This is a genomic window from Gluconobacter frateurii (assembly GCF_002723955.1).
Classification (GTDB): Bacteria; Pseudomonadota; Alphaproteobacteria; order Acetobacterales; family Acetobacteraceae; genus Gluconobacter; species Gluconobacter frateurii.
The window spans coordinates 304928-328495 of record NZ_BEWN01000001.1 but is presented as its reverse complement, the minus strand read 5'-3'; the positions used below and the strand labels follow the sequence as shown (position 1 = coordinate 328495).

The 23568-nt window shown below is 58.0% G+C and carries 25 protein-coding genes and 1 pseudogene; 14 read left to right on the top strand and 12 right to left on the bottom strand.

Going from position 1 to position 23568, the window contains the following annotated elements; translation table 11 throughout:
* The first annotated feature begins 15 nt into the window (after nucleotides 1–15).
* Together GFR01_RS01445 and GFR01_RS01440 are read left to right on the top strand one after the other, a co-directional pair.
* Nucleotides 16–543, top strand: a complete 528-nt coding sequence (locus GFR01_RS01445) for a DUF1543 domain-containing protein (RefSeq protein WP_099180999.1) — start codon at nucleotides 16–18, stop codon at nucleotides 541–543.
* A 23-nt stretch (nucleotides 544–566) separates the two neighbouring features.
* Complete coding sequence (locus tag GFR01_RS01440) at nucleotides 567–914, top strand: gamma-glutamylcyclotransferase family protein (RefSeq protein WP_099180998.1); 348 nt, start codon at nucleotides 567–569, stop codon at nucleotides 912–914.
* A 69-nt stretch (nucleotides 915–983) separates the two neighbouring features.
* Here the strand turns inward: GFR01_RS01440 and hemA are convergent, their stop codons facing one another.
* On the bottom strand, nucleotides 984–2195 hold the full coding sequence (gene hemA, locus GFR01_RS01435; protein ID WP_099180997.1) for a 5-aminolevulinate synthase: 1212 nt from the start codon (nucleotides 2193–2195) through the stop codon (nucleotides 984–986).
* On the bottom strand, nucleotides 2192–3145 hold the full coding sequence (locus GFR01_RS01430) for a LysR family transcriptional regulator (RefSeq protein WP_099180996.1): 954 nt from the start codon (nucleotides 3143–3145) through the stop codon (nucleotides 2192–2194). The genes hemA and GFR01_RS01430 overlap by 4 nt, the downstream gene beginning before the upstream one ends.
* 112 nt (nucleotides 3146–3257) lie before the next feature.
* Between GFR01_RS01430 and GFR01_RS01425 the strand changes: the two genes are divergently transcribed.
* Nucleotides 3258–3962 (top strand): pirin family protein, encoded by a 705-nt coding sequence (locus GFR01_RS01425; RefSeq protein ID WP_099180995.1) that lies wholly within the window; start codon nucleotides 3258–3260, stop codon nucleotides 3960–3962.
* Between the two features lie 132 nt (nucleotides 3963–4094).
* Nucleotides 4095–4454 (top strand): YidB family protein, encoded by a 360-nt coding sequence (locus GFR01_RS01420; RefSeq protein WP_099180994.1) that lies wholly within the window; start codon nucleotides 4095–4097, stop codon nucleotides 4452–4454.
* Nucleotides 4455–4499: 45 nt separating this feature from the next.
* Here the strand turns inward: GFR01_RS01420 and GFR01_RS01415 are convergent, their stop codons facing one another.
* Nucleotides 4500–5495, bottom strand: coding sequence for an EAL domain-containing protein (locus GFR01_RS01415; protein WP_099181582.1), 996 nt, complete (start codon nucleotides 5493–5495; stop codon nucleotides 4500–4502).
* Between the two features lie 229 nt (nucleotides 5496–5724).
* Between GFR01_RS01415 and GFR01_RS01410 the strand changes: the two genes are divergently transcribed.
* Nucleotides 5725–7011: an MFS transporter gene (locus GFR01_RS01410; protein WP_099180993.1), complete on the top strand. Its 1287-nt coding sequence runs from the start codon at nucleotides 5725–5727 to the stop codon at nucleotides 7009–7011.
* Here GFR01_RS01410 and GFR01_RS01405 read toward each other — a convergent pair.
* From GFR01_RS01405 to GFR01_RS01390, 4 genes are all read right to left on the bottom strand, one after another.
* Nucleotides 7008–8615, bottom strand: a complete 1608-nt coding sequence (locus tag GFR01_RS01405) for an NAD(P)/FAD-dependent oxidoreductase (RefSeq protein WP_099180992.1) — start codon at nucleotides 8613–8615, stop codon at nucleotides 7008–7010. The genes GFR01_RS01410 and GFR01_RS01405 overlap by 4 nt on opposite strands.
* Nucleotides 8612–9229 carry a TIGR00645 family protein gene (locus tag GFR01_RS01400; protein WP_099180991.1) on the bottom strand — a complete coding sequence of 206 codons (618 nt, stop codon included), beginning with the start codon at nucleotides 9227–9229 and terminating at the stop codon, nucleotides 8612–8614. The genes GFR01_RS01405 and GFR01_RS01400 overlap by 4 nt, the downstream gene beginning before the upstream one ends.
* A 61-nt stretch (nucleotides 9230–9290) precedes the next feature.
* A complete protein-coding gene (locus tag GFR01_RS01395; RefSeq protein ID WP_099180990.1) occupies nucleotides 9291–9614 on the bottom strand; it encodes a ribbon-helix-helix domain-containing protein in 324 nt (107 codons plus the stop codon).
* Between the two features lie 24 nt (nucleotides 9615–9638).
* Nucleotides 9639–10220, bottom strand: coding sequence for a DJ-1/PfpI family protein (locus tag GFR01_RS01390; protein ID WP_099181581.1), 582 nt, complete (start codon nucleotides 10218–10220; stop codon nucleotides 9639–9641).
* Nucleotides 10221–10389: 169 nt separating this feature from the next.
* Between GFR01_RS01390 and GFR01_RS01385 the strand changes: the two genes are divergently transcribed.
* The 7 genes and pseudogenes from GFR01_RS01385 to GFR01_RS01355 all read left to right on the top strand — a co-directional run bounded on the left by GFR01_RS01385 (nucleotide 10390) and on the right by GFR01_RS01355 (nucleotide 17018).
* Complete coding sequence (locus GFR01_RS01385; protein WP_099180989.1) at nucleotides 10390–11358, top strand: ABC transporter ATP-binding protein; 969 nt, start codon at nucleotides 10390–10392, stop codon at nucleotides 11356–11358.
* On the top strand, nucleotides 11355–12179 hold the full coding sequence (locus GFR01_RS01380) for an ABC transporter permease (protein WP_099180988.1): 825 nt from the start codon (nucleotides 11355–11357) through the stop codon (nucleotides 12177–12179). Before GFR01_RS01385 ends, GFR01_RS01380 begins: the two co-directional genes overlap by 4 nt.
* Complete coding sequence (locus GFR01_RS01375; RefSeq protein WP_099180987.1) at nucleotides 12176–12976, top strand: ABC transporter permease; 801 nt, start codon at nucleotides 12176–12178, stop codon at nucleotides 12974–12976. Before GFR01_RS01380 ends, GFR01_RS01375 begins: the two co-directional genes overlap by 4 nt.
* A gap of 142 nt (nucleotides 12977–13118) precedes the next feature.
* On the top strand, nucleotides 13119–14168 hold the full coding sequence (locus tag GFR01_RS01370; protein ID WP_099180986.1) for a cation diffusion facilitator family transporter: 1050 nt from the start codon (nucleotides 13119–13121) through the stop codon (nucleotides 14166–14168).
* Nucleotides 14169–14176: 8 nt separating this feature from the next.
* Nucleotides 14177–15070 (top strand): cation diffusion facilitator family transporter, encoded by an 894-nt coding sequence (locus GFR01_RS01365; RefSeq protein WP_099180985.1) that lies wholly within the window; start codon nucleotides 14177–14179, stop codon nucleotides 15068–15070.
* An 18-nt stretch (nucleotides 15071–15088) separates the two neighbouring features.
* Nucleotides 15089–15241 (top strand): annotated as a pseudogene (locus GFR01_RS01360) (serine dehydratase beta chain); the annotation flags it as partial.
* 319 nt (nucleotides 15242–15560) lie between these two features.
* Complete coding sequence (locus tag GFR01_RS01355; protein ID WP_099180984.1) at nucleotides 15561–17018, top strand: chloride channel protein; 1458 nt, start codon at nucleotides 15561–15563, stop codon at nucleotides 17016–17018.
* 45 nt (nucleotides 17019–17063) lie between these two features.
* Here GFR01_RS01355 and GFR01_RS01350 read toward each other — a convergent pair whose 3' ends face one another.
* The gene (locus GFR01_RS01350) at nucleotides 17064–17852 is read right to left on the bottom strand and encodes an acid phosphatase (protein WP_099181580.1); all 789 of its coding nucleotides are present in this window, start codon (nucleotides 17850–17852) and stop codon (nucleotides 17064–17066) included.
* A 169-nt stretch (nucleotides 17853–18021) separates the two neighbouring features.
* Between GFR01_RS01350 and GFR01_RS01345 the strand changes: the two genes are divergently transcribed.
* A complete protein-coding gene (locus GFR01_RS01345) occupies nucleotides 18022–18303 on the top strand; it encodes a SelT/SelW/SelH family protein (RefSeq protein WP_063904605.1) in 282 nt (93 codons plus the stop codon).
* On the opposite strand, the gene GFR01_RS01340 is transcribed toward GFR01_RS01345, so the two are convergent.
* The gene (locus GFR01_RS01340; protein WP_099180983.1) at nucleotides 18304–18834 is read right to left on the bottom strand and encodes a DinB family protein; all 531 of its coding nucleotides are present in this window, start codon (nucleotides 18832–18834) and stop codon (nucleotides 18304–18306) included. It abuts the gene before it with no gap.
* A gap of 210 nt (nucleotides 18835–19044) precedes the next feature.
* On the opposite strand from GFR01_RS01340, the gene GFR01_RS01335 reads away from it, so the two are divergent.
* The gene (locus tag GFR01_RS01335; RefSeq protein ID WP_099180982.1) at nucleotides 19045–20100 is read left to right on the top strand and encodes an aromatic ring-hydroxylating oxygenase subunit alpha; all 1056 of its coding nucleotides are present in this window, start codon (nucleotides 19045–19047) and stop codon (nucleotides 20098–20100) included.
* Between the two features lie 66 nt (nucleotides 20101–20166).
* Here the strand turns inward: GFR01_RS01335 and GFR01_RS01330 are convergent, their stop codons facing one another.
* Genes GFR01_RS01330 through GFR01_RS01320 form a run of 3 tightly spaced genes read right to left on the bottom strand, consistent with a single transcriptional unit; the run spans nucleotide 20167 to nucleotide 23477 of the window.
* Nucleotides 20167–21207 carry a WD40 repeat domain-containing protein gene (locus tag GFR01_RS01330; RefSeq protein WP_099180981.1) on the bottom strand — a complete coding sequence of 347 codons (1041 nt, stop codon included), beginning with the start codon at nucleotides 21205–21207 and terminating at the stop codon, nucleotides 20167–20169.
* Entirely contained in the window at nucleotides 21204–22190 is a 987-nt protein-coding gene (locus tag GFR01_RS01325) for a CobW family GTP-binding protein (RefSeq protein WP_099180980.1), read from the bottom strand. Before GFR01_RS01325 ends, GFR01_RS01330 begins: the two co-directional genes overlap by 4 nt.
* Before the next feature lie 21 nt (nucleotides 22191–22211).
* Nucleotides 22212–23477 carry an O-antigen ligase family protein gene (locus GFR01_RS01320; protein WP_099180979.1) on the bottom strand — a complete coding sequence of 422 codons (1266 nt, stop codon included), beginning with the start codon at nucleotides 23475–23477 and terminating at the stop codon, nucleotides 22212–22214.
* Between the last annotated feature and the right edge of the window lie 91 nt (nucleotides 23478–23568).

Genomic DNA, 23568 nt, shown 5'->3' with positions numbered 1-23568 from the left:
CGGCACAAAGCTGATATGACGTTTTGGAACCAAGGAGACACTCTTTTGAAGCTGTATGTGTTCTATCTGGGCGGAAACGCCCCCGGTGCGAATATCGAAGTTCATGACGTTCAGTTCGCCGTCGCTGAAAAACCGGAAGACGCATATCCATCCCTTGGAGAGCGCTGGTTTGGCATCCGGAACTCCCTGCATGTCGACGCTTATGGTGAAGTATCCTGGGCAGACGGCTATGCCGTAACACTCAGCACAACCAAGCCTACCTCAGACAAAACCCTCTATTTCATCAATATGGGCGGTTATGCGCCGGATGAACTGAAGGAAGAACACGCCTTCACATTTCTGGTTGCCAGTTCCGAAGCGGAAGCAAAGGCCAAAGCCAAGACCTGCCTACTGGTTGGATACGATCATCAGCATCGGGACAATTTCATGGAAGTCGATGACTGCCTCCCGCTGCAACAACTTGATGGCCTCTACATCACCCTGACTCCACAGGAAAACGGCCAGCCCGTCACGGCACTCTGGCAGGGCTACAAGCGCATCTGATCCCTGATGACTGGAACCTCATCATGACTGAACCCGCCTCTGTTCTCCTGTTCTCCTACGGCACACTTCAGCAGGACGAGGTGCAGCTTTCCTCATTCGGCCGCCTGCTGGACGGAGAAGTGGACGCCATGACCGGCCATATAACCTCCATGGTAGAAATCACGGACCCTAACGTCCTGCGTGCAAGTGGAAAGCGTTTTCACCCTGTGGTCATTCCCAGCAAGAACCCATCGGATGAGGTTCCCGGAAAAGTCTTCCGCATTACAGAAGCAGAACTACGGGCCGCGGATGCCTATGAAGTGTCAGACTACAAACGGGTCGAAGTCACATTGCGCTCTGGCCGGACAGCCTGGGTTTACGTTCAGGCCTGACCCCGACACCACGCACAAAAAAAGGCAGCCGATTTGGCTGCCTTTTTCCTTTTCGGCTGAACCGCCCGCTTACGCAGCGACAGAGCGCTTAAGCTGACGCTCACGCCACAGCGTGGAGACGGCTTCGACCAGTTCATCAATGGCTTCATTGGTGTGAAGCGGCGTCGGCGTCAGGCGCAGACGCTCTGTTCCGCGCGGAACAGTCGGGAAGTTGATGGGCTGAATGTAGTGACCAAACCGGTTCAGCAGCTCATCAGACAGATCGCGGCAAAGCTCAGCCTCGCCCACCATAATCGGCACGATATGGCTCGGATTGCCAACATGCGGGATGCCAGCCTTGTCCAGCGCCGCACGCAGATAGGCAACAGCACGCTGCTGCCCCTCACGCTCGGCACTGCTGCGCTTGAGATAACGCACACTCGCCAGAGCACCCGCCGCAATCATCGGCGGCAGAGCCGTGGAGAAAATGAAGCCTGAACCGAAGGAGCGCACGAAATCGCAAAGTGGCGCGGAGGCTGCAATATAGCCGCCCACAACGCCATACCCTTTGCCAAGCGTCCCTTCGATAACCGTCAGACGATGGGACAGGCCCATCTTCTCAGCCACGCCCGCCCCATGATCGCCATACATGCCAACGGCATGAACCTCATCAAGATAGGTCATGGCGCCGTACTTGTCGGCCAGATCACAGAAGGCTTCGATCGGAGCGATGTCGCCATCCATGGAATAGACGGACTCGAACGCGATGATCTTCGGAACATCCGCCGGGAGTTCTTTCAGGCGACGTTCCAGATCTTCAACGTCATTGTGACGGAAAATCTGCTTTTCAGCGCGGGAATGACGGATGCCTTCAATCATGGAGGCATGGTTCAGTTCATCCGACAGAACCACACAGTTCCGCAGACGGCCTGCAATCGTTCCCAGCGTGACCCAGTTGGACAGGTAGCCCGAGTTGAACAGCAGCGCGCTTTCCTTGCCGTGCAGGGACGCCAGCTCTTTTTCTAGCTCCACATGATAGTGGTTGGTGCCGGAAATATTGCGCGTTCCGCCGGCGCCTGCACCCGTCTCATCCAGGGCATCATGCATCGCCTTGAGAACTTCCGGGTGCTGTCCCATGCCGAGATAATCGTTGGAACACCACACTGTGACGTCACGACCGAGCCCATGATGATAGGCTTTCGGAAAATTGCCGGACCGGCGCTCGAGTTCCGCAAAGTAACGGTAGCTGCCATCAGCACGCAGACCGTCCAGGGCGGACTGGAACATCGCATCATAATTCATCGCGTTTTCTCCTGCGCGGCACTGTAATCCTGTGAAATCTTTCCGCCAAGGGCCCGCTCCAGATAGGCCAGCAGAACGCGCAGCCGTGCGGGCATCTGCTGGCGGGTGGCACCGCAGCCAACGACCATGAACCAGACAGACAGAACGTTTCCCTGCCATCCAGGCAGAGCCTCAACCAGGCGGCCTGATTCCAGATCTTTCCGCAGCATGAAATCCGGCAAAAGTGCCAGTCCTGTGCCGTTTCTGAGCGCAGGGAGCAGCATGTCACCACTGTTGACCGTCATTCGCCCATGCAATCGCACAGACGCCTGTTCACCATTCTGGTGCTTAAGCCTCAACAGATCCGGAAGGTCGGCATTCGCATAGAGCAGTCCAGCCTTACCTGACAGATCGTCAGGAGTCTCTGGAGCCCCGAGTCTCGCTTTCAACTCTGGCGAACAGACCAACCTCATCATGGACCGGCACAAAAGATGCGCCCCTCCACTAGAGACCGGAGGCAATTCGCCCGGCGTAATACGCACTGCCGCTTCAAAGCGGCCACCCAACAAATCCACAGTCCGATCATCCAGATCAATATCCATGGAAATTTCCGGATAACGCTCCAAAAATGCGGGGAGAACCGGCCCCAGCATATCCAGACCGAACCCCATAGGCGCCGCAAGCCGGATTGTCCCACGAGGGTTGGCTGCCCCTTCCCGCAGTTCCGCTTCCAGCCATTCCCCGTCTGCCAGCATGCGTCGCGCGCGTTCCAGGCAGGAAATACCGGCTGACGTGAGAGAAAGATGGCGAGCGCTGCGCTGAAAGAGCGTTGCTTTCAACCGGTGTTCCAGTCGGGCAATGACTTTGGACACAGTCGGTGCGGAAAGCCCGAGTGACCGGGCTGCGGAAGCAAACGAACCGCTTTCCGCAACGCGGGCGAAGACGGCCCAGCCTTCGAGATCAGGAAGCATAAGAGCTCTTTTTCATGACGTTTTTGGAAACTTTATATTTCCATCAGTTCCATTTTCTTTACCTTGTCCTAGCCCCATGTTGGAAGTCAGAACCAACCAACAGGAGCACACCATGCTCGACATCAGACCCTTTTCTTCGCTTGGGCACGCCAATCACGGCTGGCTGGACGCCCGGCATCACTTTTCTTTTGCTGGCTACATGGACCGTCACCGCATGCACTGGGGACGCCTACGTGTCTGGAACGATGACAGGATCGAGGGCGGAACCGGTTTCGGCGCGCATCCACACAAGGACATGGAAATCATCACCTATGTGCGCACCGGTGCCATTTCCCATGAGGACAGTCTGGGAAACAAAGGGCGCACAGAAGCTGGCGATGTTCAGGTCATGTCCGCGGGCAGCGGTATCACCCATGCGGAATTCAACAAGGAAACCCAAGACACAACACTGTTCCAGATCTGGATCATTCCCAATGAAACAGGGGGCACGCCTGGCTGGGGAACACGGCCTTTCCCGAAAAACGACCGCAACGGACGCTTTGTAACCCTCGCATCCGGTTTCAAGGGTGACGACGCTTTGCCGATCCGCGCTGAAGCCCGCGTTCTGGGAGTGACTTTAAAAGCTGGTGAAACGGTGACGTTTGAAACACGCCGGGAGAATTTTTCCTACCTCGTGCCGGCAACAGGCAGCCTTGAAATCGAAGGCCAGACCGTCGCAACACGAGACGGAGCAGCCCTGACGGACGTGGAACGCATTGTTATGACTGCGAAAGAAGATGCGGAGATTGTTCTGGTTGAAAGCGGCCCGCTCGACTAATCAAAATGGGGCGAAACATCACGCAAAGGTGTGTTCCGCCCCATGCTACGAAACCGCACTTCATGCGTTGTCAATGCAGGGCCAAGTCCCTCCGGATGCGGCCAGTCCCTCCCTTGTTGAGGAGTACAGGTCATGACAACCACCACCGAAACCAAAGGCCAGAAAGAAACATCCCTGTTCGTCCGTTTTGGCGACTGGCTCAGCAATGCCAGCATGGACAGATCAGGGTTGACTGAAGTCACCATCCGACTGATGCGTGAAGACTGTCATCTGGCAACGCGCGTGAGTGAAATTCGCAACTCTGAATCAGACCCTCTCACGCCAGAGGAAGTTGAGACCCTGATGGGTGAGAAGCATCTCAATTACATTGCCGATCAGACCGGCCAGTCACTTGAGGCCATTGAGAATGCCCTGACGGGGGTTTTGCCCATGCTGGCCAATCTCCTGCGCGTCGATCCTGAACGCCTGTTTCAGTACCAGTGTAAAATCTGATCCGCGCGCATGACAGCAGGCCAAAGTACAGCCTGCTGTCATTCTTCATAGTCCTTCTGCCGTTCGACTCAGCCTGCGGCGGCGCCCCCTGCCCTCCATGCCCACAAAACGCTCGGTAATCTGTGCTGTGGTTTCTGCAGGCGATAACGCCATGCCGGAGGCTTCCACGCATCCGGCTTTCTGCACGAAATCCAACTGAGCCTGCGTATCGACTCCTGTCGCCCGAATATGCAGACCAAGTGCCTTGACCGCATCCAGAGCAGCCCGGAAAAAGGACACCGCTCCTTCGTCCAATTCCGGCACCGTCCCCGTCGACGACCAGGAGAGGCTGGACGCTGACAGAATAGATGCATCAAACTGAACCCCATCCAGCAGACCGCTGATGGCACGTTCGCGTAGAAGCGTGAGACTGGACGTTGCTGCCCCGAAGCCATTCGTAAAGATCTGCACTCCCCGGTCCCGCAGCGAGGCGAGCGTGTAGCAGACTTCCCGTTCGGTCTGGCCAATGCCGCTTTCCTGAAAAACCAGATCCAGACGGGAAACAGGAAAACCCGTCTGTTCCAGAACGTCATTCAGCCGCTTGTTGAAAGCCACATCCGGCGCCTGATCATCTTCCAGAGAGACCATCAGTCGCATGTCGTCTGGCCATGTTGCGGCTTGGGCACATGCTGCCTGAAGGAGTTCAAGGTCAAACTCCCGCTGCTGCTGGTCCAGTGATTTCCGACGGCTTCGACGGACGGTGCGTCTTGGAATGGCCAGCCAGAGCTGGCTCATATCAACCTGCGCCCCAATCAGCTTCTCCATACCGCCGCGGCTTCCCGTCATGCGTGGCAGCCACCTTAAGGGCGGCAGAGCACTTTTCTGGCGGGCACGGCGACTGCGCAGGGTTGTGGCAAACATGCCAGCGCTGGGTGGAGAAACAGGGGCCACAGACCGGCTGCTTTCCAGCCGGTTCTTTTTGGTCTCTCCTGCCATCTCCAGGCCACGAGGCGTTGCCGTCCCGTAACTGACCTCCTGTCCTACATCATCCAATTCGGACATCTCCTGTTCTATCCAGACAGGAAAATGACGCCACACCCCTAATTTTCCCTTAACAGCCCGCGTTTTCTGCTCACTTTACCGTGTGATTCCAGTGAATCCTGCCGGAACTCTCAAGGCTCATTCTTCGTTCGCCCAATCAGGACAAATCTGTTACCGATTTATCCTTGCGGATTTTCCGTGCCACTTCCTTCAAGCGCGCAGGTTCAATCTGCCTGTCAGGACATTGTTGATGACGGATGCTTCTTATCGCTCCGCCCCGAACACGTCTTCCCGCAGTTCTCTCAAGGCTCTCCTCCCCTACTGGCAGGTCACATTTGCCTCTTTTCTGGGATGGTTTCTCGACGCCTTTGATCAGACGTCCCTGATGTTCACGCTGCCAGATATTGCCCATGAATTCGGATGCACCATCGGTGCCCTGGGCATGATTCTGACAGCACAGTCCATTGGCCGTGCCATCGGCAATACAAGCTGGGGCTGGCTAGCAGACCGTTATGGGCGTCGTCTGGCGTTCATGGTGGGAGTTGTCTGGTTCGGCGTATTTTCCGCCATGACGGGTCTGTCTCATGGATTGTTGATGCTTGGCATCGTACAGTTCCTGTTCGGGATCGGCTTTGGCGGCGAATGGACCGCCTCGGCAGCCCTTTTGATGGAAAGCGTTCCCGCCTGGACACGCCCAATGGCGTCTGCCCTCATGATGTCCGGCTATGAGGTCGGTTATTTTGCAGCGGCCGGGGCGCAGGCTCTGATCCTGCCGCATTATGGCTGGCGAATGCTGTTCTTCATCGGGTTGGCTCCGGCACTTCTGGCCATTTTCATCCGGCTCGGCGTGAAAGAGAGTCCGGTCTGGCTCCGCAGTCGCGCGGAGCGTGCGGCAGGACAGGCCCGAACGCCGACACAGCCACTTCCAAAGGTCCGGTTTCGACTGGATGCAGGCGCGATTCAGGCCATCGCCTTCATGGGCTTTCTGGAATTCCAGAAAGCGGCCATTTACACGTTTTACCCCACGATCCTCCGCGGCTCCCATCACCTGACGCCGCAGGATGTTTTCATTCCAATTACGCTTTACTGCATCGGGTCTTTCAGCGGGAAAATCCTTTGTGGCTGGCTGGCAGAACGCTTCGGTGATCTGAAAGTCATGCTGGGCGCGATCGCCATCGTCGTGCTGACGATCTGGCCGTTCCTGAGTGCTCCATCATGGAACATGCTGCTGACGGCCGCTTTCATCATGGGTGCTGCCGCTTCCGGGATTTTCGCACTTGTTCCGCATTATCTGGCCAAGTGCTTCCCGTCCGAAACACGCAGCTTTGGAATGGGATTGGGTTACGCTCTTGGCTCCATCGGGCAGGGTATCGCCGGATGGCTCATTCCGGGCATCGGACGGACACCAATTACCCTGCCTCTGACAGCCGAAGCTTTCGTGGTGGGATCAAGTGCCGTGACGGCGGGTATCGCCCTGCTTCAACCGAAAAACCTTCCGGGCGAGACCATGGAAGGTGATGAAGAAGCAGCGTCTTAAAGAGACGCTGCCAGCCATTCCGCTGTGCGGATGCCATCAATCCCGGCGGACAGGATGCCGCCAGCATAACCCGCACCCTCGCCAGCCGGGAACAGACCACGCAGGGTCGGGCTTTGTCCGTCCCTGTCGCGCTGAAGACGGATCGGGGATGATGTGCGCGTTTCAACACCCGTCATCACTGCATCCTCCATCGAGAAGCCCTTCAGCTTACGCTCGAAACGCGGCAGGGCTTCACGAATGGCTTCAGACACAAAGTCCGGCAGACACAGCGTCAGATCGGTCGGAGTGACGCCTGGCTGATAGGACGGGACAACATCGCCCAGGGTCGTGGACGGGCGACCAGCCAGAAAGTCACCAACCCGCTGGGCAGGAGCGCGATAATCGCTGCCTCCCACTACAAATGCCGCCTTTTCCCATTTCCGCTGGAATGCAACGCCCCCCAGAACGTCATCCGGGAAGTCTTTTTCCGGTGTGACTTCCACGACAATGCCGCTGTTCGCATTCCGCTCCGCGCGGGAATACTGGCTCATGCCATTGGTCACGACCTGTCCGATTTCAGACGTTGCTGCCACGACCTGTCCACCCGGACACATGCAGAATGAATAAACCGAACGCCCATTGGAGGCGTGATGCACCAGCTTGTAATCCGCGGCGCCAAGGATTTCATTCCCCGCATCGGAACCGAAACGGGCGGTATCAATGACGGACTGTGGATGCTCGATCCGCACACCGATCGAGAACGGCTTGGCGTCCATGGCAACATCAGACTGACGCAGCATTTCGAACGTATCGCGCGCTGAATGCCCGACGGCGAGAATGACGCGCTCGGCTGGCAGGGTTTCACCTGTTGAAAGATGAAGCCCCCGCAAGCGGCGCTCCGTTCCCTCACCTTCCATTTCGAAACCCTCAACACGGGTTTCGAACCGGTATTCCCCGCCCAGACGTTCGATTTCTTCACGAATGAACATGACCATCGAGACGAGACGAAACGTACCGATATGGGGCTTGGAAACGTATAGGATCTCTTCTGGCGCACCGGCCCGAACGAACTCTTCGATAACGCGTCGCCCAAGGTTTCGCGGATCGGAGACACCAGAGTAGAGCTTGCCGTCCGAGAACGTGCCTGCTCCCCCTTCACCGAACTGCACGTTGCTTTCGGGCGTCAGAACAGATTTGCGCCACAGGGCAAACGTGTCCACCGTCCGGGCACGGACATCCTTGCCGCGTTCGATGATGATCGGCTTGAGACCCGCCTGTGCCAAGGTCAGAGCTGCCATGATTCCGCATGGGCCAGCCCCAACGACAACGGGGCGGGGCATGCCTTCTGGCAACGTCGCCCTGGGAAGATGATAGGTCGTGTCAGGTGTTGGACGAACGTGCTGATCGCCGTCATGGGCCGCCAGAACAGCCGCTTCATCCGCAACGTCACAATCGACGCTGTACACGAGAACAATATGACCACGCTTTCGCGCATCATAGCCGCGACGGGCGATCCTGAAATCTTTAAGAGCGTCAGACGGAATGTTCAGGCGCGTCAGGACTGCCTCCCGGAGCGCACCTTCCGGGTGCTCCAGCGGCAGGCGCAGTTCTGTCAGGCGGATCATGCGTCGTGCTTTTCTTTATTCTGGGCGGTCTCTGGCTGCGGGTCAGCGTGATGCGTATCCGGAGAACCTTCCATGATGCGATCCATGACCGCCATCAGAACACCGGAAACAACAAAGGCCAGATGAATTCCAACGCTCCATTCCAGAGCGCGTGTGGAGGTGTCATCTACACGAATGAAATCAGCCAGAACATGGATGGCAGACATGGCGACAATGGACGCCATAAGCTTGATCTTGATATCCCCGAACGTCACATGACCGATCCAGGCCGGATAATCTTCATGATGACGGATATCGAGGCGGGAGACGAAGTTCTCGTATCCCGAGAACATGACGATCAGCAGCAGGTTCGCCAGCAGGACCAGATCAATCAGATCCAGCACGCCTACAAAAACGTCATCAAAGTCTAGCCCTGTGGCTTTCAAAACAAGGCCCAGAAGCTGCTGGAAGAATTTGAAGGCCACCAGCAGCAGCCCAATGGTCAGGCCGAAATAAAGCGGTGCTGCAATCCAGCGCGTCGCGAAGAAAGCACGTTCCATGGCTTTTTCAGCACGGCCAAAGCTGCCTGAGTGACCAGTGGGGCGCGGGTCCTGCGGAGAAGAAGGAGTCGTCATGCCCCTTCTCTACGATTTTGCACCCCGGTCCGCCAATGCCTCTTTACTGCGACGCCCCGGCTTATCCCACCTTTCGCAACGGAACGGGCTGAACAGCCACAGACCCCGAAGCAGATTGAGGTCGCCGCTCCCGGTCCAGATAGCGCAGGCAACTGACCCGCAGGAAAGACGCCATATTGGGAAGCTCGCCCCGAAGCTCCAGAATTTCATCCGAAAGATTCGTGATGAGCTGGTTGACGGTCATGCCATCGGCTGCGGCAATTTCCGTCAATACATCCCAGAACATGTTCTCCAGCCGGATCGTGGTGACAACACCATGGATCCGCAAAGACCGCGTACGGCTTTCGTAAAAGATCGGGTCGGCACGGACATAGAGTTCACACATGGCGGGTCTTTCCCTGCGGATAAATCAGGCTTCGATCTTCGTGCCCACAACCTTCAGGAACTGGCTGATCCATGCTGGATGTGCCGGCCACGCTGGTGCTGTCACGAGCTTACCGTCCGTCACAGCGCCATCAATCGCGATTGCCTGATAGTCTGCGCCTGCCAGAATCATTTCGGCACGACAGGCGGGATAGGCAGAAACCTTGCGACCGGAAATAACATTCGCAGCGGCGAGAAGCTGCGGGCCATGGCAGACGGCAGCAATCGGCTTGTCAGCCGTCACGAATGCCCGGATCAGATCCAGCACGCTCTCATCGGTGCTGAGCTGTTCAGGCGCACGACCACCCGGAATGACCAGCGCATCGTAATCATCCGCTTTCGTGCCCGCATAGGTGGCGTTGAGCGTGAAATTGTGGCCACGCTTTTCGGTGTAGGTCTGATGGCCTTCGAAATCGTGGATGGCCGTCGCCACCTGCTCGCCAGCCTTCTTGCCCGGAGACACCACATCCACCTTGTGTCCAACCATCAGCAGCATCTGGAATGGCACCATGATTTCGTAATCTTCAACGAAATCACCTGCGAGCATGAGAATACGTTTACCAGCCATGAGATCATCCTGACGATCGAGGTTCAAAAGACGGACTCCTTCTTACCGTATGCAGAAGGACTGTGGGTAATAGGTGGTAACGACACGCAGTCCTGTCACCCACTTGCCGGAGAGGCAAAGCTGCCGCAGAACTGTTGGCGATATTGCCTGTCAGGGACCGCGTTCATCCATGAAGACTGCCGCCGCGATCGAGGTCCGTGACCTCCGCAAGACGTATCAGGTCCGCGATGGCGGAAGCTGGCGTGGAAAGACGCGTGAAATCACGGCGCTGGACGGCATTTCCTTTACTGTTCCGGCTGGTGAAATTGCCGGGTTCATCGGCCCGAACGGAGCGGGAAAATCCACGGCCATCAAGATCCTGTCCGGTATTCTGCGCCCGACATCCGGCACGGTACGCGTTGGGGATCTGGTTCCATGGGAGAACCGGATCGCCCATGTAGCCCGCATTGGCGTGGTGTTCGGTCAGCGGACACAGTTGTGGTGGGATCTGTCCGTTGCGGAAGGGCTGGCACTTCTGCGCGATATTTACAGCGTGGAGCCAGAGCGGTTCAGACGGAACCGGGACCGTCTGGCGGAGGCGTTGGATCTGAACGGCATCATGGACCAGTCCGTCCGGCAGTTATCGCTGGGGCAGCGGATGCGGGCTGAGATCGCAGCGGCCCTGATCCATGATCCGGAGGTGGTCATTCTCGATGAACCAACGATCGGACTGGATGCGCCATCCAAGCTGGCGGTACGGGCTTTCGTGAGGGATCTGCGTCGGGAACGCGGCACGACGGTTCTTCTGACAACCCATGACATGCATGACATTGAAGCTCTGGCAGACCGGGTTATCGTCATCGGACATGGTCGTATTCTGGCAGACAGTCCGTTTGAGGCGCTTCAGGCTACAACACTCTCCGAGCGTATTCTGGAAGCGGATTTCACGGGACCTCCGCCGGCGCTGTTCCTTCCAGACGGCGCCGTGGAAACCGAGCGCGGAACACGCAGCGTGACCATCACGTTCGATCCGCAACGCCTTCCCGCTCCCGCCCTTGTTGCGCACCTGTCCACATTACCGGATCTGGGTGATCTACGGATCGGCCGCCCGGCGATTGAAGAGATCATTACCCGCTTCTACGCGGATCATGCCTCGTGACGATCCGCCCGTATGTGACGTCTTTCGTCCTGCAATGGAAAATTGGTCTGCGGTATCGCCTTGCCGTTCTGGCAGGGTTGGTCGCGCAGATGTGGTTCGGGGCGATCTCGCTGATGGCCTATGCCGCCGTGTATCACCATGCGCCCGACGTGAACGCGCCGATGACGCTGCGTCAGGCCATGACCTACACCTGGATTCAGCAGTCGTTTTTCACGTTGCTCCCGCTTGGCTGCCTCCCCGCGATTGGCGAAGCCGCAAAGAGTGGGGCGATTGTCTATGATTTGCTTCGGCCAGTAGATCTGTGGAACTGGTGGCTCTCCGCCTCCCTCGCCCGTCTCTTGGGTAATGCGGTTCCCCGCGCCCTTCTTCTGGCTCTCGTCGCAGGTCCTCTGGCCGCACTCGTTGGCCTGAACGGGTGGAGCCTCGCACCGCCTGCGTCTTTTGAGGCCGCCCTTCTGGCGCTGGTATCCTTTATTCTGGGGGCCTTCATTTCAGCCAGCATCGTGATGTGGTGGAACATCGTCGCCGCTCGCACACTGTCGCCCCTCGGCACCTATGCCGTGGGGACGCCTCTGGCGGTTCTGCTGTCTGGCATGCTGTTGCCGCTTCCGCTTTATCCGGACTGGGCGCGGGACCTGTTACTCCTCCAGCCCTTTGCGGGCATTTCGGATATTCCGATCCGGCTTTACATGGGGATGCCCATTCCAGGTGGTGTTGTGACAGCTCTGGGAATCCAGTGTTTCTGGCTGCTGGCCCTGACCATGATCGGGCGTTTCTGGATGAATCGTACCATATCGAGGATGGAGCTTCAGGGCGCATGAATGCCTTTACGCTCTATCGTCGGATGGCTGGCGCCTCGATCAAGGCACAGCTTCGCTATCCCGGAACCTTCGCTCTTCAGCTTGTCGGCAATTTCGTCACCACGCTGCTGAGTTTCTTCGGCATCTGGAGCCTGTTCCACAGGTTTGGCAGCATTGCGGGCTGGGATATTGGAGCGGTCGCCGTTCTGTATGGGCTGGTGAACGTCTCTTTTTCAGTAGCTGAAACGCTTGGCCGTGGCTTTGATGTTTTCGGCAGCGAATACGTCAAGACCGGCTCGTTTGACCGGCTCCTGCTGCGTCCCCGCTCAACGCTGGTTCTTCTACTGGGACATGAACTGCGCCTCCGGCCGATCGGTCGTTTTCTTCAGGGCGCATTTGTTTTGGGGGCAGGTTTCTGGCTGTCCCCTCATGTGTCGTGGAATACGGTCTGGCTCCTGCCCTGGGCGGTCACGGGCGGAGCGGTGATGTTTCTCGGCATCCTGATTGGTCAGGCTGCTCTGTGTTTCATCACGGTGGAGGGGCTGGAGGTCGTGAACGTCTTAACTTACGGCGGCGTGGAAGCGGGACAGTACCCGCTGACCATGTTCGCTCGATGGCTGCGGCGTTTCCTGACATGGGCCCTTCCGCTCTCCGCCGTCTGCTACTACCCGGCCCTCGCCATGCTGAACCATCCGGACCCATTGGGGATGCCGCTCTGGTTCGGGCTGCTGTCCCCCGCCATGGGCTTCGTCTTTCTGGCCCTGATGGTGCTGTGGTGGCGACGGGGCGTGGCGGGATATGTGTCCAGCGGGAGTTGAGGGTCCTTATTGACCTGAAAGAGACACAAACGTGTCTTTCGGCGGTCAGCCGGTAGCCTCTCTGCTCTTTGCCAGATCATTGCTTGGGTTGAGGAACGGACATGCAGTATGCTCTCTCCATCAGCCACAGACCTGTCCGGACATGACCTCAGAATCCCATCACGCCTGCACGCATGACCACGCAGACCATTCCCCCGATCACGCACAAGGGCATGACCACGCCCATGACGGGCACGATCACAGCCACGATCATGATCACGATTCCTGTGACGGGCATAGCCATGGTTTCGGGTTCGGTCACCAGCACGTTCATGCGCCTGCCAGCTTCGGTCGGGCGTTCGCTATCGGGATTGTACTGAATACGGCTTATGTCATCGCCGAAGCACTCTGGGGCGTCTGGGCGCATTCGCTGTCCCTGCTGGCAGATGCGGGTCACAATCTTTCGGACATTCTCGGTCTGGGCGCGGCATGGCTGGCGGAAAGCCTGGCCCGGCGCGCGCCAACCACGCGTTTCACCTACGGTCTGCGCCGCTCCACCATTCTGGCAGCCTTCGTGAATGCAACCGTTCTGCTGCTGGTCACGGGTGGCATCATCTGGGAATCCATCGTCCGGCTTTTTGTCCACACACCTGTTGAAGGCATGGCCGTCAGCTGGGTGGCGCTTGTCGGTATTGCGGTCAATGCTGTCACGGCACTCCTCTTCATGAAGGGTGCCTCCAACGACCTCAATATCCGCGGCGCGTTCCTGCACATGGCCTCTGACGCCATGATGTCCTTTGCCGTGGTCATCGCGGGGCTTTTGATCGCATGGACAGGCTTTCAGATCATTGATCCGATTGTCAGCCTCATTGTGTCGGCGTCCATTATCGTGGCGACATGGTCTCTTCTTAAAGGTTCGGTTTCCCTGTCTCTGGATGGTGTTCCGGCAGGAATTGCGCCAGAGGATGTGCAAACGGCACTTCTGGCCGTGCCGGGCGTCGGAGGGCTGCACCATCTGCATATCTGGCCCATGAGCACGACGGAAACTGCACTGACCGTTCACCTTGTGCGTGAAGAAACGTCCCATCAGACGTCTGAACAGATCATTACACAGGCCAGCGTGATTCTGCGGGAGAAGTTTGGTATCTCCCACCCCACGTTCCAGATCGAGAGTACCCCGGCCTCCTGCGATCTTCATCAGGCCTGCTGCTAAGGACCTTCATGCCTTCGACCCGTATCAAGATTGCCCGCGCTTCCATCGGGGTGAGCGTGGTGGTTCTGGTCATCAAATATGCGGCGTTCTGGGTCTCGGGCTCTGACGCGCTGCTGTCGGATGCCATTGAGACGATTCTGAACGTCATTGCTGCTGTCGGAACGCTATGGGCGCTTTCCATCGCAGCATTGCCTGCTGACGATAATCATCCCTACGGCCACGGCAAAGCGGAATACCTGTCTGCGGTCATTGAAGGCGTTCTGGTTGTTCTGACAGCCCTCGGCATTCTGGTCGTCGCTGTGCATGACTGGATCCATCCGATACCGGTTCATGCGCCTTTCCAAGGCGTGGCCCTGAACGCGCTGGCGGGTGTAGTCAATCTCGTCTGGGCCCGTGTCCTGATCGGCTTTGGCCGGAAGAACTCTTCTCAGGCACTGTTGGCTGCGGGCGAGCACGTACAGTCTGATGTCTGGACGACCGTTGCGCTGATCATTGGCGTCTCCCTGATCCCCTTGGTGAAGTGGGATCGTCTGGATGCTGTTCTCTCAGCGCTGGTGGCCCTGAACGTGCTGCGTGCCGGTTTTTCCATGATGAGCATCTCCATGTCCGGCCTGATGGATGAGACGCCGGGTGCTGACACGGTTGAGACCGTCAAAGGCATCATCTCCAGCAGCGGAACGGGAGCGCTGGAAGCGCATGACCTGCGGATGCGCAAGGTTGGCGTCCTGCATTTCGTGGAGTTTCACCTCGTGGTGCCCAGCGAAATGAGTGTGCACGACGCCCACGAAATCTGCGACAGCATCGAGGCCGCGCTGCGCGAGGAACTGGGACGTGCTTCCATTCACATTCACGTCGAGCCTGCCGACAAGGCCAAACATTCAGGCGTTCTGGTTCTTTCCTGACGGCCGGAGCCTTTTGCCATGATCAGTCTTTTCGACCTGTTCCGTATCGGGCTCGGCCCCTCCTCGTCCCATACGGTTGGTCCCATGCGGGCCGGACTGACATTTGTGCAAAACCTGCCAGCAGAAAACCCAATCGGACGCATTCAGGTCACGCTTTATGGGTCCCTCGCCTAGACGCGCAGGGAATGTGATGGACTGCGGGGCTTTAAGGCCGGCTTCCCGATAACATCCGCCGCGTTACACACGCCACGTCATCGAGATGATCCCTTTCAATCCGCCGCCAGATGTAAGGAAACCTCACTGAGTAATCTGGCACTCAGCTTTCCCTGCGGCTGAGGCAGGTTTTCCAGTTATTCCAATGATTTTCTACTTGATCGGTTCAGACTGCTTGACCCGGCGCGACGAAGACTGGCAGGACCGGAACTGTAACGCGCGGGTCTGAACCGGGCGTATCTTCCCTTGCCCGACACTCCTTCCCGGACGTCTTCCATTGGCCGATACTTCGCCCCAGCTTCCTGACTCCGCTCCCAAACCGATTCCCCCCGGGCATCTGTCCTCCAAACACGCATTGCGCCGTAAAGACCGCATCCATCATCTGCGCCGTTCCGCGCGGGCCACAACAACGCAGTGGCGCCGTACAGTCATTTACTGGATCGGCGCTGTTCTTGTTGGCATCATTGCTGTCCTTTTTGCGCGTATGGGCGATGGTGCAGCGGATCTGCGGTCCAGAATTATCGCCTGGCATCCCTGGGCCATGCTGTTCGTGGCGCCAGCCGGTCTGGCCTTCATCACGTGGATGACCCGCACGCTCTTCAAGGGCGCTCAGGGTTCAGGTATTCCGCAAACAATTGCGACCCTCCACATCGACAATTACACGGTGGTGGATCGGGTTCTGTCGCTCAAGATTTCAGTGGGCAAGATCCTGCTGACCTGCCTGGGACTGATCTGCGGCGCGTCCATTGGCCGCGAAGGCCCGAGTGTTCAGGTCGGTGCTTCCGTCATGCATGGTTTTTCCCGCCTGCTCGGACAATCCAATATCGCGGCCAAACGCAGCATGATCCTTGCAGGGGGCGCGGCTGGTATGGCTGCTGCGTTCAATACACCTCTGGCAGGAATCGTCTTCGCGATTGAAGAACTGTCCCACTCCTTCGAGCAGCGCACGTCCGGCCGCACACTCACGGTTGTTGTAGTTTCCGGTGTCACGGCCATCGCCCTGCTGGGCAACTACACCTATTTCGGCCACGCAGACGTTGATATTCCGGTTGGCACGGCATGGATTGCGGTGCTGACCTGCGGCATCCTCGGTGGTCTGGCTGGTGGCACCTTTGCGGCTCTCGTCATCAAAGCGTCGCGGGGCCTTCCTGGCCCGGTCGGACGCTTTGCCGGACAACGGCCAATTGCTTTTGCTGCTGCCTGCGGGCTGGTTCTGGCCATCATCGGCCTGATTTCCAAAGGTACAACTTACGGCACCGGCTACGCACAGGCCCGCGCCATTTTCGCAGGAACAGAGCATTATCCAGCTTCGTTCTTTCTGCTGAAATATCTGGCGATGCTGGTGTCTTACTGCTCAGGCATTCCGGGCGGCATGTTTGCGCCTTCGCTGGCCATTGGTGCGGCCATCGGTGGCTGGATCGAACAGTTCCTGCCGCATACGACGCCGGGCGCTGTCGTGCTTCTCGGGACGGTCGCCTATTTCTGTGGTGTGGCGCAGTCTCCGCTGACAGCGACCATCATCGTCATGGAAATGTGCGACAACCAGCAGGTCACGCTGGCTCTTCTGGCCACGTCTTTCCTGGCGTTCGGCGTCTCGCGCATGGTCTGCCCACGCCCGCTCTATACGTCTCTGGCGGACCGCTTCATGGAAGCCAATGAACGCGCCACCCGACCTAAACCAGTTGCCCCTGAGCCACCCGTCGCTCAGGTCAAGGATGCAGAAAAAGCATCCTGACCTAGTAGTACCCGGTAAAAAGCGCGTACGCCTTCTGCCGGTTTTTTATTTCTCCGAAAGGATGGAGTGCGCGGCGGCATCCGCCTCGATAGCGCATTCAGCGGCATCCGGAGCAGATGTCACGCCCTTCATGGCACGCAGTTCTTCACGGGCCGCAGCGAGATCATCCTGAAGTTCCGGGGCAGCAAGCAGCGTGTCCATTTCAGACATTGCGTTCAGGAATCCGGACTGAACGTCAGACTTCCAGTGCACACCACAAACGATCCGGCTTTCTCCAAAAACACGTCCGCGTTGCAGGATCATGGTGGCATGCTCCGGCATCAGGTGCGCCAGCAGGAGCGCCATGCCGTATCCCGCCGTCGTGTGACCGGACGGATAGGACGAATGAAGACCCAGCCCTTCGGGGGACGTACAGATGGGGAGGTTGGTTCCGACAAACGGGCGCGTCCGATGCCAGTAGTGCTTGGCTTCTGACGTCCGATGAACGATCGGGTTTTCCATCTGCTTCAGCACACTGACCAGATGAGGCGCTTTCGAAAGATCCAGCGTGTATCCGACCGCACAAGAGAAATCCCGGACGAGGTGCGGCACCTCCAGATCGGCATCCCGCTGAGCCAACGCCCAGCGCGGTGTGTCCTTCAAAGCGCGTGTTTCATGAAAAACCTGATCGTCATCTGCCTGTGCCGCGCTGCCTGGAGCCGGTGGCGACGGAAGTACCAGCCTTGCATCCGGAATAGCCGTTTCCGGCAAAACATGAGGGGACGACGCCGTGCAGGCCGCGAGAAGCGTTGTGCACATCAGAAGCGTGGCAGACAGACGAGCGGCAGTAATCATGCGGGAGAGGCTCTCACAGAGTTGAAAAGACAGTCCGCCTTCATAATGTTCCGTGAGGAAGATCGGAAAGTGTTTCTTTGTGAATGTTCCATGGCGCGCCTGTTGGCTGGCAGACGCTGCCCAGTGTGTCATGATGCCCGAAAATACCCATGCTCAGCAGGAGACCGTCATGTCCTCTACAGCACCGCGCGTTTCGATCCGCTACTGCACGCAGTGCAACTGGCTCCTGCGTTCCGGATGGATGGCACAGGAGTTGCTGTCCACTTTCGGACAGGCTCTCGGTGAAGTGGCGCTTATTCCCGATACAGGCGGCCGCTTCGAAATCCATGTTGATGATGTGCTGGTCTGGGAGCGCAAACGCGATGGCGGATTTCCGGGGCCCAAAGAGCTCAAGCAGCGCGTGCGGGACGTGATCGCCCCGGAGCAGGACCTTGGTCACACGGATCGCTGATCATGCGCTCCTGTCATAATGATTCCGCAGAAATACCGTCAGATCATTGGCTGGCCAGCTCTGCGGAATCTGCTTCAGCATGTCGCCGATGAAACCCCGGTGATAGGTCGCATGATTGATGACGTGGAGAATGATTTCCTCCCGGGTCATTATCCCGGTCTGCCCGTCAATAAACGCAAAGGAAATCTGCTCCTTCAGATCATCCACGTTCCAGCTAGCACATGTTTTCATATACCACTGGTGCAGTGCCTGTGTCGCATGCCACCACTCTTCAAGATCCAGTATCTGGTCGGCCTGCCGTGAGCGATAACCATGCTCCGTCCCCTGAAGATGGTGGCGGAACATGTCATCCACGACATGCACATGCCCGAGCGTCTGCAGGATATTACCAAACGTTGTCTGACGAGGCTTCACGATCTCCTCGCGGGGAAGCTTCAGAAGTGCCTCATATGTCAGCCTGTCGGCCCACACCCGGTACTGAAGAAACATGCCAGTTGTTCGCAGATGATCAGGGAGAGACAGCCCAGACATGAAGTTACCTCATGACATTTCTAACCTGACTATGAGATAATTTCGGAAAAGGAACAACACTCCGCCATCTACCGGAGAGGCGGAACACCTCCCGCTACATACCCTCCCTAAATATCAGAACGGATCAACCGTCTTTATGATATATCCGAGAACGCTCCATCCATGAAATGATCTGTCAGCCCCTACTTTTCAGCCTGCGGAGATCCCGTCATGACCGCAACCTGCGCCAGCCTTTCTCCGACATCCGTCGATCTTCCGCGGAAGTGCACATTTGAGCCCGCAGACTGGCAGATCCTTGCCAAATCCTGGTATCCGGTGGCTCTGTCCCGCGATCTGGGAGACAGCCCGATGGGCGTGACGCTGCTGGATGCGCCGCTGGTAGTGTATCGGGCGGATGGGGATATCGTGATCGCGGATGATCTCTGCCCGCATCGCGGTGTTCCCCTGAGCATGGGCAACGGAAACGGTAAGACAATCGCCTGTGCCTATCACGGTTTCCGTTTCGGACAGGATGGCCGTTGCGTGCGGGTCCCAGCTCACCCGGACAGCAAAATTCCGCCGAAACTGCACCTGCGAACCTATCCGGTTGTCGAACGCTTCGGTCTGATCTGGACGTGTCTGCGCCCGACCGGGGAAACCAACCTGCCCCCCATGCCGCACTGGGATGATCCGGCGTTCCAGCAGATCACGTGCCCCTGGATCGACATCAAGGGCTTTGCGGGGCGGCAGGTTGAAGGCTTCATTGACGTTGCACATTTCGCCTTCGTCCATACCGAAACATTTGCCGACCCTGAAAACCCGATCGTTCCGTCCTATTCGCCGAAGCTGACCGAAACGGGTTTCGAGGCCGAATACCGCAGCAATGTCTCCAACTTTCCACACGGACTTCTGGGCGTTGAAGAGTTTGCAGACTTCGAATGGCTGAGGCATTTCCGTGTTTTCCTGCCATTCACCGCAACGCTGGAAATCCATTTTCCGAACGACGGCAGGCTCGTCATCATGAATGCCGCCTCCCCGGTTTCTGCCCGTGTGACGCGGATGTTCGCGCCGATCTGCCGGAACTTTGATACAACTGGATCAGTGGAAGATGTTTACGAGTTCAATCGGCGCGTCTTTGAAGAAGATCGTCAGATTGTGGAAGCGCAGAAGCCGGAAAATCTGCCGCTCGATCCAAATCTTGAAGCCCATGTAATGGCGGATCGCAGCTCTATTGCCTACCGTCGCGGCCTGCGCGGGATGGGCCTGAGCCACTTCTTTACAGCCTGAACAAAAAAAGAGGCGTCCTCCAACCGGGACGCCTCTTCTTACAACCTCGCCCAAAAAACGAGATGGTCAGCTTTTTGCAGACAGGTCCACAACGCCAACTGTTCCATCTTCCGTACCGAAAATGATCGCGCCGCCCTGCGGTGTGAAGCTGATTCCGGTCACCTTGCCACGCGCACTTTTCTGCCCCGAGCAGAGAGGAAGGACACGCTGGTCTCCGCCACCGATTTCGGCGAGCAGAACGGTACCATCTTCATAGCCACCGGCAATGATGTCTTCCTTGGGGTTTGGGCAGACCGCACTGACGAACAGGCCCGGCAGACGCGCCAGTTCGGATGGCGCCTTGCCCATCGGGCCACCGCCAAAGAACGGCCATAGCACGATGGCATCCGCACCCGCCGTCGCCAGCCAGCGACCATTGCGCGTAAATGCCATGGACCGCACCTGCTTCGGATAGCCACTCATGCGCATGTTGTGCCCGTCGGCCAGACGCCAACCATGCAGATCGTTTTCCTGCATGGACGTGACCAGAGCTTCGCCACCCGGATGAATGGCAATCCCGATATGGCTGCCCTTCCATTCGAACGGGCGCACAGTGTCGATCTTCGCCTGCACGAACCAGACCGACGCCCCGTTGTAGTGCGAGGCTGCGATCCTCTTACCCTTGGCGTCGAACACAATGCCCGTCACGGATGACGGATGATCCAGCGTCTTGAGCGTCGTCTTGCCTTCAGCCGCACGGACTTCCAGTTCACGCCCTGTCGAGAAAGCAAGATGCGTAGTGGATGTAGCGATGCACTCAACCCAGCGTCGCCCTTCCCGCAGAACCTCAGTCCGACCATCAGCGTATGTCCGGACCAGTTTGCCATCCTCGCCACCCGTCAGAAACGCATCCGGCAGACAATCCTGCGACAGACAGAGTGCACCGTCATGAACCTGTAGAACGGTCCATGATCCCAGCGTGGTCATCTGATCGCGCGGGATGAGAATGAGCTCGCCATCCGCAGTCGCTGCTGCGAATGTCTTGCCATCCCGTGACGACGTGACACCCACGATCGGGCTTTCGAAACGGCGCTCGGCGCCGCGATCTTCAATGATTTCCCGTGTCATTCCGCGATGCAGCTTTCAAAGCCGCGACGCAGCTGCGGGCGGTTCAGGTTGCGACCGATGAAGACCAGACGGGAATCCCGACTTTCGCCTTCACGAAACGGACCGATGAAATCCCCATCCGCCATCATGTGCACGGCCTGAAAGGCAAAGCGCTGCTCTTCACCCTTGAAGTTCAGAATACCCTTGGAGCGCAGAATATCGCCACCCTGTTCCTGAAGAAGCGCACCTATCCAGGCCTGGAAACGACGCTGGTCAATCTCCTCCTTCACCGAGAGGGAGATGCTGACGATCCCCTCTTCGTGGGAGTGATGATCGTTTTCCAGAAAGTCCGGCATTGTGGAAAGCGCACGCTGAAGATCAAAACCGCCACGATCCAGAATATCTGTCAGGTTCACGCCGCCATGCTGGGCTTCATGGATCTCGGCAACAGCGTTGATCTGACGGATGCGGGCAACGATCTCCTTGCGGCGCTCTTCATCCGCAAGATCGATCTTGTTTAAAACAATCACATCCGCAAACGCGATCTGGCTGACAGCCTCAGGGCTTTCGTCCAGCGTCTGCATGACGTTGAAGGCATCTACAACCGTTACGACTGCATCCAGACGGGCCTTCTCGCGGATGTTTTCATCTACAAAGAATGTCTGTGCGACCGGGGCCGGATCGGCAAGGCCGGTCGTTTCGACGATGATCCCGTCAAAACGGCCACGACGACGCAGCAGACCGCCAAGAATGCGGATCAGATCGCCGCGCACGGTGCAGCAGATGCAGCCGTTGTTCATTTCGAACACTTCCTCGTCGGCATCCACCACGAGGTCATTGTCCACGCCAAGCTCGCCGAACTCATTGACGACCACAGCGTATTTACGGCCGTGTTCGGCAGTCAGAATATGGTTGAGCAGGGTGGTTTTTCCGGCTCCGAGAAAGCCTGTCAGAACGGTAACGGGAACGGTTCCGGTGCGTGCCGGGTCACTGGTGCTGGACATGAAGGGCCTCCGTAATCTGAGTTACGATATAGGCCCCTGCGGGCGGTCTTGAAAGCCGTTGCGGAACGCCAATCCAAGCCCCAGCAACAGGAAGCCCCACCCACCCAAAGGCAGGTTCAGGAAATCAGACGCTGAAGCAATGGGCCATTCCTGAATGACCACCGCCGCAAACAGACCGATGGCAACCGCAGATCCCTGCCGTCCGGGCCAAAGGGCCTTGAGCCAGCAGGCTACCATGAGAATGAATAGGATCAGGCCCGGAACACCCGCATTCACAAGAGCCTGAAGGTAATGATTGTGCGGATGCTGCACGCAGAGATCCGTCCAGCCCCCCGGCGGATGCTCCATGGAAAGCCACGGCACGCCGTGGAAGGTGGATGGGTCCGCACAATGATGACGATAGGCATCATAACCCTGTCCAAGCAGCGGATGAGCTTGCGCCATGACAACAGCGTGGGTGTAAATTTCGCCGTAGGGCGACTGGCTGAAATGCGTCAGTTGCTGGCGGGCCAGCACAACGAGATGCGAAAAGCTCCCCGGTGAGACCACGCTGGCGGCAAAGACCAGAAGCGGCATCATGGCGGCGGCCACGAGTGCGGCTGGGCGCATGGGACGGTAGAGCAGCGCACAGATCCCGATCCCGAACAGGGACAGCGCGAAAGGCATCCGCTGCCCTGCCAGAACCATGATCGTGACAGCCAGAACCGTTGCCGCGCACAGGCCCAGCGTGCGCGACAGGCGCGTCTTCCAACCTTCAATCAGTGTGCAGCCCAGCATCAGCATGGGCAGGATCAGGCGGGAGAGTGGAGCGGCAGCGCGCGGGTGCGTGTAAGGGCCGGTCAGGGTGCCGTCATGGAAGCGCGGGATGCCGAACAGATTGTAGCCAATCGTTGCCTGCAACAGCATCTGGAGGGCAATATAGAGCCCGCACCCACAGGTGACCCAGAGCGTTCGTTGGCGCCAGACCTTGTCACGCAGAACCCAGCATCCCAGAGCAGCCGCGGCCACGGGAAAGCGGATGGCCGCAAGGGATTGCCCCAGAGCGCCATGCCCCGGCGAAACCCAGAGCGTGCAGAGAACCTGCCAGATCCACCAGCAGAAGGTGGCGACAACCCATGGCTCCTTCGCCCAGGACCATTGCCTGTTTCGGGCGGAATGCACCAGCAGGAGAACGGCCAGACAGTCCATATCCGCTTCCGCCAACCCGCGAAGATGTGTGAGAGTCAGCGGCAGAATAATGGCAAGCCACTGGCCGATGCGGGTAAGGGTCAAGGAAGACTGGCGCATAGATATTCTGGATGGCGGGTTTCGACTTTCCATGCAACCTCCCCAGCCTGTATGCGCTGTTTTGAAACAGTCCATTTCCCATGGAGACAGA

Coding starts and splice junctions, on each gene's coding strand:
- GFR01_RS01350 (WP_099181580.1), bottom strand. CDS start 17,852: ATGATTACTGCCGCTCGTCTGTCTGCCACGCTTCTGATGTGCACAACG.
- GFR01_RS01445 (WP_099180999.1), top strand. CDS start 16: ATGACGTTTTGGAACCAAGGAGACACTCTTTTGAAGCTGTATGTGTTC.
- hemA (WP_099180997.1), bottom strand. CDS start 2,195: ATGAATTATGATGCGATGTTCCAGTCCGCCCTGGACGGTCTGCGTGCT.
- GFR01_RS01340 (WP_099180983.1), bottom strand. CDS start 18,834: ATGTCTGGGCTGTCTCTCCCTGATCATCTGCGAACAACTGGCATGTTT.
- GFR01_RS01385 (WP_099180989.1), top strand. CDS start 10,390: ATGAAGACTGCCGCCGCGATCGAGGTCCGTGACCTCCGCAAGACGTAT.
- GFR01_RS01370 (WP_099180986.1), top strand. CDS start 13,119: ATGACCTCAGAATCCCATCACGCCTGCACGCATGACCACGCAGACCAT.
- GFR01_RS01425 (WP_099180995.1), top strand. CDS start 3,258: ATGCTCGACATCAGACCCTTTTCTTCGCTTGGGCACGCCAATCACGGC.
- GFR01_RS01325 (WP_099180980.1), bottom strand. CDS start 22,190: ATGTCCAGCACCAGTGACCCGGCACGCACCGGAACCGTTCCCGTTACC.
- GFR01_RS01430 (WP_099180996.1), bottom strand. CDS start 3,145: ATGCTTCCTGATCTCGAAGGCTGGGCCGTCTTCGCCCGCGTTGCGGAA.
- GFR01_RS01410 (WP_099180993.1), top strand. CDS start 5,725: ATGACGGATGCTTCTTATCGCTCCGCCCCGAACACGTCTTCCCGCAGT.
- GFR01_RS01375 (WP_099180987.1), top strand. CDS start 12,176: ATGAATGCCTTTACGCTCTATCGTCGGATGGCTGGCGCCTCGATCAAG.
- GFR01_RS01390 (WP_099181581.1), bottom strand. CDS start 10,220: ATGGCTGGTAAACGTATTCTCATGCTCGCAGGTGATTTCGTTGAAGAT.
- GFR01_RS01420 (WP_099180994.1), top strand. CDS start 4,095: ATGACAACCACCACCGAAACCAAAGGCCAGAAAGAAACATCCCTGTTC.
- GFR01_RS01345 (WP_063904605.1), top strand. CDS start 18,022: ATGTCCTCTACAGCACCGCGCGTTTCGATCCGCTACTGCACGCAGTGC.
- GFR01_RS01365 (WP_099180985.1), top strand. CDS start 14,177: ATGCCTTCGACCCGTATCAAGATTGCCCGCGCTTCCATCGGGGTGAGC.
- GFR01_RS01415 (WP_099181582.1), bottom strand. CDS start 5,495: ATGTCCGAATTGGATGATGTAGGACAGGAGGTCAGTTACGGGACGGCA.
- GFR01_RS01405 (WP_099180992.1), bottom strand. CDS start 8,615: ATGATCCGCCTGACAGAACTGCGCCTGCCGCTGGAGCACCCGGAAGGT.
- GFR01_RS01440 (WP_099180998.1), top strand. CDS start 567: ATGACTGAACCCGCCTCTGTTCTCCTGTTCTCCTACGGCACACTTCAG.
- GFR01_RS01320 (WP_099180979.1), bottom strand. CDS start 23,477: ATGCGCCAGTCTTCCTTGACCCTTACCCGCATCGGCCAGTGGCTTGCC.
- GFR01_RS01400 (WP_099180991.1), bottom strand. CDS start 9,229: ATGACGACTCCTTCTTCTCCGCAGGACCCGCGCCCCACTGGTCACTCA.
- GFR01_RS01395 (WP_099180990.1), bottom strand. CDS start 9,614: ATGTGTGAACTCTATGTCCGTGCCGACCCGATCTTTTACGAAAGCCGT.
- GFR01_RS01330 (WP_099180981.1), bottom strand. CDS start 21,207: ATGACACGGGAAATCATTGAAGATCGCGGCGCCGAGCGCCGTTTCGAA.
- GFR01_RS01335 (WP_099180982.1), top strand. CDS start 19,045: ATGACCGCAACCTGCGCCAGCCTTTCTCCGACATCCGTCGATCTTCCG.